14 protein-coding genes are annotated in these 12,077 nt (G+C 65.7%); 10 read left to right on the top strand and 4 right to left on the bottom strand.

The features are described 5' to 3' along the window. Positions 1-38: 38 nt before the first annotated feature. From ABIC50_RS16020 to ABIC50_RS15975, 10 genes are all read left to right on the top strand, one after another. A complete protein-coding gene (locus ABIC50_RS16020; protein WP_011659273.1) occupies positions 39-836 on the top strand; it encodes an ABC transporter ATP-binding protein in 798 nt (265 codons plus the stop codon). A gap of 31 nt (positions 837-867) precedes the next feature. Then, complete coding sequence (locus ABIC50_RS16015) at positions 868-1,647, top strand: ABC transporter substrate-binding protein (RefSeq protein WP_175739353.1); 780 nt, start codon at positions 868-870, stop codon at positions 1,645-1,647. Positions 1,648-1,718: 71 nt separating this feature from the next. After that, a complete protein-coding gene (locus ABIC50_RS16010; RefSeq protein WP_059699164.1) occupies positions 1,719-2,396 on the top strand; it encodes an ABC transporter permease in 678 nt (225 codons plus the stop codon). 13 nt (positions 2,397-2,409) lie between these two features. Beyond that, on the top strand, positions 2,410-3,105 hold the full coding sequence (locus tag ABIC50_RS16005) for an ABC transporter permease (RefSeq protein WP_229081682.1): 696 nt from the start codon (positions 2,410-2,412) through the stop codon (positions 3,103-3,105). A 44-nt stretch (positions 3,106-3,149) separates the two neighbouring features. Then, positions 3,150-4,319 (top strand): trans-sulfuration enzyme family protein, encoded by a 1,170-nt coding sequence (locus tag ABIC50_RS16000; protein WP_011659269.1) that lies wholly within the window; start codon positions 3,150-3,152, stop codon positions 4,317-4,319. Positions 4,320-4,422: 103 nt separating this feature from the next. Continuing rightward, positions 4,423-5,352: a homocysteine S-methyltransferase family protein gene (locus tag ABIC50_RS15995; RefSeq protein WP_354165348.1), complete on the top strand. Its 930-nt coding sequence runs from the start codon at positions 4,423-4,425 to the stop codon at positions 5,350-5,352. Further along, the gene (locus ABIC50_RS15990) at positions 5,349-5,786 is read left to right on the top strand and encodes an Lrp/AsnC family transcriptional regulator (protein ID WP_011659267.1); all 438 of its coding nucleotides are present in this window, start codon (positions 5,349-5,351) and stop codon (positions 5,784-5,786) included. The genes ABIC50_RS15995 and ABIC50_RS15990 overlap by 4 nt, the downstream gene beginning before the upstream one ends. 290 nt (positions 5,787-6,076) lie before the next feature. Beyond that, positions 6,077-7,366: an NAD(P)/FAD-dependent oxidoreductase gene (locus ABIC50_RS15985; RefSeq protein ID WP_354165346.1), complete on the top strand. Its 1,290-nt coding sequence runs from the start codon at positions 6,077-6,079 to the stop codon at positions 7,364-7,366. 26 nt (positions 7,367-7,392) lie between these two features. Further along, positions 7,393-7,950 carry a helix-turn-helix domain-containing protein gene (locus tag ABIC50_RS15980; protein WP_011659265.1) on the top strand — a complete coding sequence of 186 codons (558 nt, stop codon included), beginning with the start codon at positions 7,393-7,395 and terminating at the stop codon, positions 7,948-7,950. Positions 7,951-8,096: 146 nt separating this feature from the next. Continuing rightward, complete coding sequence (locus ABIC50_RS15975; RefSeq protein WP_354165344.1) at positions 8,097-9,443, top strand: glutamine synthetase family protein; 1,347 nt, start codon at positions 8,097-8,099, stop codon at positions 9,441-9,443. A 66-nt stretch (positions 9,444-9,509) separates the two neighbouring features. On the opposite strand, the gene ABIC50_RS15970 is transcribed toward ABIC50_RS15975, so the two are convergent. The 4 genes from ABIC50_RS15970 to ABIC50_RS15955 all read right to left on the bottom strand — a co-directional run bounded on the left by ABIC50_RS15970 (position 9,510) and on the right by ABIC50_RS15955 (position 11,952). Next, on the bottom strand, positions 9,510-9,998 hold the full coding sequence (locus ABIC50_RS15970) for a hypothetical protein (RefSeq protein ID WP_354165341.1): 489 nt from the start codon (positions 9,996-9,998) through the stop codon (positions 9,510-9,512). Positions 9,999-10,145: 147 nt separating this feature from the next. Further along, entirely contained in the window at positions 10,146-10,670 is a 525-nt protein-coding gene (locus ABIC50_RS15965) for a GNAT family N-acetyltransferase (protein WP_354165338.1), read from the bottom strand. A gap of 79 nt (positions 10,671-10,749) precedes the next feature. Further along, positions 10,750-11,139 (bottom strand): lysozyme inhibitor LprI family protein, encoded by a 390-nt coding sequence (locus ABIC50_RS15960; protein ID WP_105830375.1) that lies wholly within the window; start codon positions 11,137-11,139, stop codon positions 10,750-10,752. Between the two features lie 51 nt (positions 11,140-11,190). Continuing rightward, positions 11,191-11,952: an N-acetylmuramoyl-L-alanine amidase family protein gene (locus ABIC50_RS15955; RefSeq protein WP_105830376.1), complete on the bottom strand. Its 762-nt coding sequence runs from the start codon at positions 11,950-11,952 to the stop codon at positions 11,191-11,193. Positions 11,953-12,077: the final 125 nt, after the last annotated feature.

Raw genomic sequence — 12,077 nt, 5'->3', positions numbered from 1 at the left:
GGAGCGGTGTGAGCAACGTATCGAAGAAGGAGTCGAGGATGCCAGCAGCAATTCCTGCATGCAAACCGGCGGCTGACGCGCTGGTGGTCGAGGATATTCACAAGTCGTTTGGCGGTGTCGAGGTGCTGAAGGGCATCTCGTTGACCGCGAGGAATCACGAGGTTGTGTCGATCCTCGGCAGCAGCGGGTCGGGCAAAAGTACGTTCCTCAGGTGCATCAACTTGCTGGAAATGCCCGACCGTGGCCGGATCTGCGTGAATGGCGAAACGCTCGCGCTGAAACAGGCAGGCCGCGACGGCGCGCTCGTCGCGGCCGACGCGCGGCAGGTGATGCGCGTGCGCCGCAAGCTCGCGATGGTGTTCCAGCAGTTCAATCTCTGGGCACACATGACCGTGCTGCAGAACGTGATGTTCGTGCCGGTGCGCGTGCTTGGTGTGCCGAAGCGTGACGCCCGCGACAAGGCGATTGCGATGCTCGAACGCGTCGGGCTCGCCGGCAAGTGCGAACACTATCCGAACCAGCTGTCGGGCGGCCAGCAGCAGCGCGTTGCGATTGCACGAGCGCTCGCGACCGACCCCGACGTGATGCTGTTTGACGAGCCGACGTCGGCACTCGATCCGGAGCTCGTCGGCGAAGTGTTGAAAGTGATGCGCTCGCTGGCCGACGAGGGACGCACGATGCTCGTCGTCACGCACGAGATGGGGTTTGCGCGCGAAGTCGCCAACCGCGTCGTGTTCGTCCACCAGGGACGAATCGAGGAAGACGGCAGTCCCGATGAGGTGTTCGCGAGCCAGAAATCACCGCGTTTCCAGAAGTTTCTGTCCAGCATCATTTGATGCGGATTCAATGCCAACCGGAGAGGACATCATGAAGAAGCTGCTTCAGTCGCTGTGCGTGGGCGCGGCATTGCTCGGATCGGTCGCGCATGCCGAGCAGGTCGTGCGGGTCGGCACGCTCGCCGATTACGCGCCGTTCGAATACAAGGATGCATCAGGCAAGCTGCAGGGCATGGAGATCGACATCGGCAAGAAGATGTGCGACACGATGAAGGTCAAGTGCCAGTGGGTGACGATGGATTTCGACGCGCTGATTCCGGCACTCAAGGCGAAGCAGATCGATGCGGTGCTCGCGCAAATGTCGAAGACGCCGGAGCGTGAGCAGTCGGTGGACTTCACGCGCATCTTCACGACGGCGCCCGTGCAGTTCGTCGCGAAGCAGGGCTCGGGCATCACGGACAACGCCGCCACGCTGCGCGGCAAGACGATCGGCGTTCAGACGGCGTCGACGCACGAATCCTATCTGCGCCGCCGCCTGCCGGCGAGCAAGTCGGGGATCAACGTGAAGGTCTATCAGACGCTCGACGAAGCCTGGCTCGATCTCGAAGCCGGACGCGTCGATGCGGTGTTTGCCGACAACACGGTCGCGTACGACTGGCTGACGAAGGTCGGCAGGAAGGAAGGCTTCGACTTCGTCGGCAAGCCGATCGCCGATGCGGAGATCTTCGGCGACGGTACGGCGATCGCGGTACGCAAGGGCGACGCGCCGCTGAAGGCGCTGTTCGACAAGGGCATCGCGCAGGTGCAGGCGGATGGCACGTTCGCCGCAGCCAACAAGCGCTATTTCCCGTTCAGCATCGCGCCGCAATAACTGCGCATCGGTACCGCGCGGGCGCCGGACGGCGGCCTGCGCGATCCGGGCTTACAAGGAGCGATTCGACGATGGACATCTTGGTGAACTACGGCGCGCAGATCGCGGCTGGCGCGCTCGTCACGCTGGAGCTTGCAGTCGCCGCGCTGTGCGTCGGCATGCTGCTCGGCATCGCCGGTGCATCGGCAAAACTGTCGAGCCTGGGGTGGCTCAGACATGCGACCTATGCGTTGACCAATTTCCTGCGCGGCATTCCCGAGTTCCTGATCCTGTTGATCTGCTACTTCGGGCTGTCGCATCTGCTCAACGCGCAATTCGACGGCGCCATCGTCATCAGCCCGTTCTCGGCCGGCGTGATCGCGCTCGCCGTGGTGTTCGGCGCCTACTCGTCGGAGATGTTCCGCGGCGCGTTCATCGCGGTACCGGCCGGACAGATCGAGGCCGCGCGCGCGTACGGGATGACACGCCTGCAGACACTGTGGCACGTGCGTCTGCCGCAGGCGTGGCGCATCTGCCTGCCGAGCCTGAACAACATGTGGCAGAACTTGCTGAAGGACACGTCGCTGGTGTCGATCGTCGGGCTCGAGGACATGCTGCGCAAGGCCAACATCGCCGCGCAGTTCACCAAGCAGCCATTCGTCTTCTACGTGACGGTCGGCATCGTCTATTTCGGCTTTCTCGCCGTATCCAACCCCGTGTTCGCATGGCTCGAGCGCATCGCGGGCCGCGGTTACGCAAAACGCACCTGAGGAGGGCCATACGATGAACGACTTTCTTTCCCTCATCGTGCAGTCCGGCCCGGACGTCGCGCGCGGCATAGGGATCACGCTCGAACTGCTGGTGCTGTCATGCACGCTTGCGTTCGCGCTCGCGGTGCCGCTGGCTGTCGCGCGCACGTCGGCATGCCGGTGGCTGTCGATGCCGAGCCGCCTGTTCATGTCGGTGTTTCGCGGCACGCCGCTGCTGGTGCAGATTTTCGTGCTGTATTACGGGCTCGCGCAGTTCGCGATCGTGCGTGCGTCGCCTCTGTGGCTGCTGGTCGGCGGATCGTTCTCGTGCGCGTTGTGCGCGCTGACGCTCAATCTCGCGGCCTACATGGCGGAAGACATCCGCGGCGGGATCGCCGGCGTTCCCGCCGGCGAGAAGGAGGCTGCGCTCGCGTTCGGGATGAGCCGCTTCATGCTCACCTGGTTCGTGATCGTGCCGCGCGCGATCGGCATCGTCGCACCGACGCTCGGCAACGAGATCGTGCTGCAACTGAAGTCGACTGCGCTGGCCAGCACGATCACCGTGCTCGACCTGACCGGTGTCGCGCGACGCATCTCGATCGAAACCTATACGACCGACGCGCTGATGCTGGCCGGCATCGTGTACGTCGGTATCACGGCAGTGCTTTCGACCGTGCTCAAACGCGTCGAAGGCCTGCTGAATCGCCATCTGGGCAGCGTGCGTGCCTGACGGGCGCCGCATGAACGCGACACAACGAACGATCCGAGGACGACATGGGATACAAGCTTGAAACGCTGGCTCTCGCTGCGGACCGCGACGTGACCGACGAGAAGTCGGTCGCGCCGGCGATCCACTATTCGGCGGTATTCAAGGCAGCCGGCAGCGAGGAATTCGCGGAGATGTCGAGCGTGGCACAGCATCCGCGCAACTACACCCGCTACGGCAATCCGGTTCACGAGCGCGTGAAGGCGATCATGGCGGAGCTCGAGGGCACCGAGACCGCGCTCGTTACGGCATCCGGCATGGGCGCGATCGCAACCGCGATCCTCAGTGTCGTGAAGGCCGGCGATCACGTCGTCGGCCAGACCCGTCATTACATGAGCACCACGAAGATGCTCGACGACATGCTGCGCCGGTTCGGCGTCGAGGTGACGTTCGTCGATCAGACCGACGTGGCCGCGTTCGATCGCGCGATCCGGCCGAACACGCGGCTGATCGTACTCGAGTCGCCGGTCAATCCGCTGCTGCTCGTGACGGACATCGGGGCGGTGACTGAAATCGCAAGAGCCCGCGGCATCCTGACGCTCGCGGACAACACGTTCGCGTCGCCGGTCAACCAGCAGCCGCACCGGCTCGGTGTCGACATCGTCGTGCATAGCGCGACCAAGTATCTCGGCGGCCATCATGACCTGACGGGCGGCGTGATCTGCACGAGCCGCGTGCTCGCCGAGCAGATCTGGCATACGCACATCACGCTTGGCTCGGTGCTGTCGCCGATGGACGCGTGGCTGCTGCTGCGAGGGCTGCGCACGCTGCCGATGCGCGTCGAGCGGATCAATGCGAACGCTCAGGCGCTCGCCGAATTCCTCGAAGCTCACGCGAAGATCGAGCGCGTGTTCTATCCGGGCCTGCGCAGCCATCCCCAGCATGGGCTCGCATGCCGGCAGATGCGCGGTTTCGGCGGCGTGGTGGCGTTCGGCGTGCGCGGAGGCTACGGCGAAGCGCAACGCTTTGTCGAGGCGCTGCGCTTGCCGATGAATGCAGGCAATCTCGGCGGCGTCGATTCGCTCGCGATCCACACGGCGTCCATGTGGGCAGGCACGATGTCGGCGGAGCAAATGCGAGCAGCCGACATTCCGCTCAATTTCATCCGCTATTCGGTCGGCATCGAGCACATCGACGATCTGAAATGCGATATCGCGCAGGCGCTGGAGCAGATCTGACTCGGATCGGCGCTTACGCATCGATGGATGCCGTGTGCGTTGCGCCGACCTTTGAATCGATTCGGGCACTTGATGCACGGATTGCAACCATGGAGCACGGACTATGCATGACATCACAGTACTCGACGGCGGCATGGGGCGCGAACTGGCGCGGATCGGAGCGCCGTTCAGGCAGCCGGAGTGGTCGGCGCTCGCGCTGATGGAAGCGCCGCATTACGTCGGTCTCGCACACGACGCGTTCGTTGCGGCGGGCGCCGATGTGATCACCGCGAACAGCTATGCGGTCGTACCGTTCCATATCGGCGAGGAGCGGTTCCGTCGTGACGGCGTCGCGCTCGCGTCCCTTGCCGGGCAACTCGCGCGGCAAGCGGCGGACCGCGCGGGGCGGCCCGTGCGCGTCGCCGGATCGCTTCCGCCGACGGGCGGCTCCTACCGACCCGATCTCTTCGATGCGGCGCGCGCCGATGCCATCTTGGCGACACTCGTCGATGGGCTCGATTCCTACGTCGACTTGTGGCTGGCCGAGACGCAGAGCCTGACCGACGAAATCGGCGCGGTCAGGCGAGCGCTCGGTGACAATCCGAAACCGCTGTGGGTCTCGTTCACGCTGCGCGACGACGTCGAGCCAGGCGCCACGCCGGTACTGCGATCGGGGCAGGCGCTCAACGAAGCGATCGACGCTGCCGTGTCCGCGGGCGCAACTGCGCTGCTGTTCAACTGCAGCCAGCCGGAGTCGATGGGTGCGGCGATCGAGATGGTGCAGCGCACGCTCGCGCAAATGGGAACGCCGCTCGCGGTCGGCGCCTATGCGAACGCGTTTCCGCCTCAGCGCGCCGATGCGCGCGCTAACGAGGAACTCCACGGTTTGCGCGGCGACATCGATCCACCCGGCTATGCAAGATGGGCCGAGCGGTGGCTTGCGCTGGGCGCGCAGATCGTCGGTGGGTGTTGCGGAATCGGTCCCGGCCACATCGCGGCATTGCGCGACGCGGTCGATGCACGCGGCGCCCTGCACCCCGGGTTCGGGGAATGAAGATCGACAGCCTGGACCAGAAGATCATCGACGCGTTGTCCGCGGATGCGCGGGTTCCGCTCGCGGTGCTGGCCGACAGGATCGGTCTGTCCAGGCAGGCGGTTCGAAACCGGATCGACCGGCTCGAAGCGCTGAACATCATTGCAGGCTATACGGTGCGACTCGCATTGCCCGACGATGTCGTGCCGGTGCGCGCCGTCATGCTCGTTTACCGCAAGGACCGGATGCGGGGCGCGGACGTGCTTGCCGCACTGGAGCGGATCGCCGAGGTGCGCGATTGCGCGGTGCTCAGCGGCGAGGTCGATTTGCTGGTGCAGATAGAGGCGCCCACGCACGAGCGCATCAGCGATATCTGGGCGACGATCAGTGCGATGGACGGTGTGCAAAATATGACGACCAGCTTCGTGCTTGATTCAATCGTTCACAAGCGGTGAATCAACCGGCGCAATGGGGAAGGGAAGGTAACGTGGATGACATCGGTTTCTTCCATTGCTTGATGGCTCAATTGGGGGCGAGATAGAAGCTTGATTGGAGTGGGGGATCCGTCGTGCGCAAGGCTTTACACAATTAACACTGACGCCGGAAAGTCTGTAGTAACTATAGGAACTTTAGTTCGTCGGGCTGTATCGCCAGTTCTCCTCGCCTCGCGATCCCGCTTGTCTCCGTGAAATTGCCGTGCTAATTTTTCATGAAATTAACCGGCGAAAATTTCACGGAAGCCCACATGTTCGTGCAGTCCGACCGTCACGTCGCAAGCTACTACGCCGGCACCTACCCGGCGCCGATCCCGCTGCGTCCCGAACTGGACGAACGCATCGACGCCGACGTGCTGGTCGTCGGCGCGGGCTTCAGCGGGCTGCACACGGCGTTGCGCCTGGCGCTCGCGGGCAAGCGCGTGGTCGTGCTCGAGGCGAGCCGCGTCGCGTGGGCCGCATCGGGCCGCAACGGCGGTCAGGCGCTGCTCGGCTGGTCGTGCGACATGCAGCCGCTCGAGGATTCGCTCGGCCGCGACGGCGCGCGCATGCTGTGGGACAGCATGCGCTGGGCGGCGGCCGAAGTGCGCGAACTGCCTGCACGTCACGGCTTCGACATCGACTACCGGCCCGGCAGCCTGTGGGCCGCACTGCGCCCGCGTCGCGTCGCGATGCTCGCGCAGGCGCGAGACGAAGCGGCGCAGCGCTGGGACTACGACCGGCTGCGCGTGATCGGGCAGGACGAGATGCCCGAGTGGATCGGCAGCGCGCGCTATCTCGCCGCGCTCTACGATCCCGAGGCCGGCCATCTGAATCCGCTGAAGCTCGCGCTCGGTCTCGCGCAGACGATCGAGCGGGCCGGCGGCCGCATCTTCGAGCAAAGCCGCGTGCTCGATTGTCGCGAGACGGCCGGCGGCCACGTCGCCCGCACCGCGCACGGCGAGGTGCGCGCGGACGTGCTCGTGCTCGCATGCAACGCGTACGTCGACCGGCTCGATCCGGAGCTGTCGCGCCGGCTGCTGCCGGTCGGCACCTACCAGGTCGCGACCGCGCCGCTCGCGCCGGACGTCGCACGCGCGCTGCTGCCGCGGAACAGTTGCGTGATCGACAACCAGTTCGTGCCCGACTACTTCCGCCTGAGCCCCGACAACCGCCTGCTGTTCGGCGGCGGCTGCACGTATCTCGGCGGCATACCTGCCGACATCGCGGCGGCGACCCGCCCGCACCTCGAACGCGTGTTTCCGCAACTTAGCGGCGTGCCGCTCGACTACGCGTGGGGCGGCCACATCGACATCAGCATGCGACGCACGCCGGACATCGGCCGCCGCGGCCAGCGCTTCTGGCTGCAGGGCTTCTCCGGACACGGCGTGCTGCCGACACTCGCCGGTGCCCGCGCGGTCGCCGATGCGGTGCTCGGGGGCGATCGCCTGCTCGCGCAGTACCAGCGCATCCGCAACCCGCGCTTTCCCGGCGGCGACCGCCTCGCCGCGCCGCTGGAAGCGATCGGCAAGGTTTGGTACCGTCTGCGCGATACCGTCTGACACCGTCTGACGCACCGGAATCTGACATGAACGAACAGGAAGAAATAGAAAGTCTGGCGATCCTGATCCGCGACCTGCGCAAGCATCGCAAGGTCACGCTCAACGATCTCGCGGAACGGATCGGCCGCTCGGTCGGTTTTCTGTCGCAGGTCGAGCGCGGGCTGTCGCGCCCGACGGTGGCCGATCTCACCGCGATCGGCGAGGCGCTCGGCGTGCCGACCACGTATTTCTACAGCCTGAGCAAGCCGCGCAGCGTGCCGTGGGTCACGCGGCCCGACGAGCGGCGCACCGTGTATTACGCGGCCGGCATCACGGACATCCTCGTGTCGCCGAACATGCGTTCGCGCTTCTCGATCCTCGAGAGCCATCTCGCACCCGGCGCGAACAGCGGCGAGCGCTCCGTCGACGACAGCGACGAGCAGGGCGGCTTCGTGCTCGAAGGCGAGCTGACGATCTGGATCGACGGCGACGACACGCCCGTCACGCTCGGCCCGAACGACGCGTTCCAGTTGCCCGCGCACCAGCGGTTTCGTTACGCGAACCTGGGCGACACGCTCACGCGCGTGATCTGGGTTTTCACCTGAGTCATTGGCGCGGCAGCCTGACAGGCCGTCACGCCGTGCCAGCGGTTTGCAGTACTGATCGAAATCGGGCATGTGAGTGCCGCATGCCGATGTGTCCGGTTCGCCGCGATGCGGCACCGCCATACAAGACATGGAAAGGATGAGACATGGCTGACGTCGTTACCGTGCTGGTCGATGAAGTCCGCGCATTCCGGCAGGCGCATCCCGAGATCCGTTATGTCGACCTGATCTGTCTCGACCTGCCCGGCCACTTCTACGGCAAGCGCTATCCGATCGATGCGCTCGAGAAGGTCGCGTCCGGTGCGCTGCTGAAGCTGCCGCAGAACTGCGTGCTGCTCGGCACGCAGGGCGGCCTCTACAAGATCGGCGATTACTGCTTCAACGACGGCGACCCCGATGCGCCGCGTCGCCTGATCCCCGGCACGCTGAAGCCGGTGCGCTGGGAGCGGCAGCCGCTCGCGCAGATGCTGATCAGCTCCGACGGCACCGATGCGCCGATCGAGTTCGAGCCGCGCGAGGTACTTGCGCGCGTGCTGCGGCGGTTCGCGGCGCGCGGCATCCGGCCGGTCGTCGCGTTCGAACTCGAGTTCTATCTGTTTGCCGCGCAGCTCGCGGACGGGATGCCGCAGTATCCGCGCGACCGCCTGAGCGACGACCGCGACGATCAGCCGAACATGCACATCGAACGCCTGTCGCGGTTTTCCAACGTGCTGCACGAGATGGTGGAGGCCGCGCGCGAGCAGGGTGTCGACGCGACGGTGATCACGGCCGAGCTCGGGCCCGGCCAGTTCGAGATCAACTTCGGCCATACCGACGATGCGTTGCGCGCGGCCGACTGGTCGGCGCTGTTCTGCCGCAGCACGCGCGGCGTCGCGTTGCAGCACGGCTATCGCGCGAGCTTCATGGGCAAGCCGTACCTGCATGCGCCGGGCAGCGGGATGCATGTGCACGTGAGCCTGTACGACGATGCGGGTCGCAACCTGCTCGCCGCGGACGGGCAGCGGCCGCTGCGGCATGCGGTGGCCGGCTGCCTCGCGTTGCTGCCGCACTGCATGCCGGTGTTCGCGCCGAATCACAATGCGTTCCGCCGCTACGGATCGATGGTGAACGCGGCGAGCCGTGCAAGCTGGGGCTTCGAGGATCGCGACGCGTGCATCAGGATTCCGGATTCGGATGCGCGCAATCTGCGCATCGAGCATCGGCTCGCGAGCGCGGACGCGAATCCGTACCTCGTGCTCGCGGCGATCCTGGCCGGGATGGAGCACGGGCTCGATGCGCGGCTTGAGCCGATCGCGCCGCTCAACGACGATCGCGGCAGCGGGATCGATTTTCCGAAGGAGATGCTGTCGGCCGTCGCGGCGATGCAGGATCACGCGGCGGTGCGCGACGGGCTCGGCAGCGAGTTCGTGATGGTGTATTGCGAGAACAAGCGGCAGGAGGAGCTGGATTTTCGCAACGAGATCGGTGCGCGGGAGTATCGGTGGTTTCTGTGAACGCATGACGCGTGACCCCGCGGCGGGTCACGCGCGATCGGCATGCGTCGTCGCGATCGAATGCGCTCAATACGCGGACAGCGGGTTCCAGCGATTGCCGTCTTGCACGTCGATGGACCCCGTTGGGACTGGCGTCATGATCAGCAGTTCGGTCGGGCGTACCGACCAGACGACGGCGATCAGCGTCGAGTCGTCGACCGACGTTCCGTTCAGATAGAGGCTCATGCCCTTGACGTTGGCCTTCATCACGCTCCAGTCGACCTTGTTCAGGCCGTCGATCGCGAGACGATAGAAGAAGTCGTAGTGGTCGTAGGCCGTTTGCACGTCGGTGCCGGTGCTGAAGAACCAGCCGTTCTCCTTGTTCTTGTACATGCACCAGCTTTGCGCTTGTTCCGCGAGCGTGCCGTTTGCGACGAGCGTCACGAGGTTGCTTCTCGCTTTCTCGACGGTCTTCGCCAGCCACGGCGTGAAGCCGCCCGCGGCCTTGACCTGCGCCGGCGTGCGGCCGGGTTTGCCCGCACGGGCGTTGTCTTCACCACGATATGCGTATTGCATGATGTGCCTCCGGTTCGATATCGATCGGTCTGGATGTGTCCGCGATGGGAGTGGACACGAGCACGATATCGGCGTCGAACGCGGGGGGAAATGGACCGAACGTATGCGGGGCGTTACGGGAAGAGCGGCACGGGAGGAATGGCGGAGCTATGGTAGCGCGCGCCAATAGCGGACCTCCTCGATCGGCACGCCGTCGATCTCGAACGTCTTGATGTCGCGCTCGGCGACGAAGACCTCGCGTTCGTAGAACGCCTTCGCGCGACGATTTTCGACCAGCACCCACAGCGACACCCATTCATGGCCGGCGTCATGCAGCGATCGGCACGCGTGAGCGATCAGCGCGGCGCCGATTCCCTGTCCGCAATGCGACGGATGCAGGTAGATCGCTTCGATCTCGCCCCAGGTCGCGTCCTTGTCGGCGTCGCGGGTTGGGCCATAGGCGATCCAGCCCGATGGCGCGTCTTCCGTGAAGGCGAGTGCGACACGCGGCCGCCCCGCATCGAGCGCAGCGCGCCACGCGGCGGTGCGCTGTTCGACCGACAGCGCGGCGAGGAATGACGCAGGCATGATGCCCGGGTAGGTCGCTTGCCACGATGCGACGTGGATGGCGGCGATGATCGGCGCGTCGGCGGGCGTGGCGGCGCGGATGTCGATCGTCGTATTCGGTGCCATGCGTATTCCGCAACGAATATGGCCGGAAAGCGGAGTGCCGCGCCGCGAAGCGATTCGCGGCACGACACCCGTGCAGCGCTTACTCGCCGAGCTTCGCCGTCACGCACCCGGTGCTCGAGCATTCGCGCTCGCGTTCGCGCAGGAACGACAGGCGCGATTGCGTCGCGTCGATCGCGCACTGGAGGTTCACGAGGTAGCCGTCGTCGCGCGTTTCGCTGCAGCGGTCGTCGCGCTGCTTCATCCACGCGAGCTGGCTCGTCTTGAGCTTCGCCTGCTGGTCGCCGCTCAGGTGCTTGCGCACGCGGCCGTACTGATCGTTCAGTTCGCGGTCGAGCTGCGAGAACTCGTTGCTGCTGCAGTACACCTGATCAAACGCGCTGCGCGGTTTCCCGCACCCGGCCGCCTGCGCGGCGAACGGAACGGCAAGCGCGAGCAGCGCAAAGGATGCAAGCAGATTCTTTTTCTTCATGGTGGTGCTCCTCACTGGGTGAAAACCGTTGAAACCGACCGGCGCCAGCCTCTACCTGGCCGCCGTACACGCATCGATCCCGCCCGCGATCGCGGTGGCGAGACGCTGGATCGTCTCGCGCTGCGCGAGACGCTTTTCCTCGTCGGGATTGACGATCACGCCAGCCTCGACCAGCACGGCCGGAATCGGCGCGGTGCGCAGCACGACGAGATCGTCGAAGCGATGGATGCCGAGTTGCGGATCGATCAGCGGACGGTTCTCGCCCTTGATCGGCTGCGCGTGATACAGCGACGGCCGTTCGCCGGCCGCGATCATCCGCTCGGCGATCGACTTCGCGCAACGCAGGCTTTCCGCATAGTGCGGATTGCGTTCCGACACGAACACGGCGAAACCGCGGAATTCGCGTTGCCGCCCCGCGTCGATGAACTGCTGCTGCATCGAATCGTGATGGATCGACACGAACAGGTTCGCGTCGGGCGCCTGCGTCGAACGCTGGTCGAGCGTGATCTCGCGGCCGTCGGCCGACGTACGCAGCACGCGATCGCCATGCGCGGCGAGCTTTTCGGCGACGGCGGTGGACAGGTCGAGGTTGTACCGGTATTCGACGCGGCCACTCGCGCCGGTTGCACCCGGGCGGGCCGGCGTATGGCCGGTATCGACGACGATGTAGCGGCCGGATGCGGGCTGCGCGTCCGGGCTGGCGGCATCGGCCGCATGCAGCGCCGGCGGCGCGGCCAGCAGTGGGGCGCACGCGAGCAGGCGCGCGGCGGCGCGAGCGAACGGGCGAAGGCGTCGAACGGTTCGGTGTGTCATTGTTGTTGTCGAGGAGGGGATGCGGCGCGGCGAATGGCCCGGCACCGTCGGCCTGCTCAATGCAGTCGGAATGTCGCGCGATTATAGCGGTTGCCGGCGGCGCCGCAATGACGGAATGCGCGCTG

It is taken from the genome of Burkholderia sp. 567, assembly GCF_040545115.1.
GTDB lineage: Bacteria > Pseudomonadota > Gammaproteobacteria > Burkholderiales > Burkholderiaceae > Burkholderia > Burkholderia ambifaria.
Note: the sequence above shows the minus strand (reverse complement) of the source record. Positions and strands in the feature narration are given on the sequence as shown.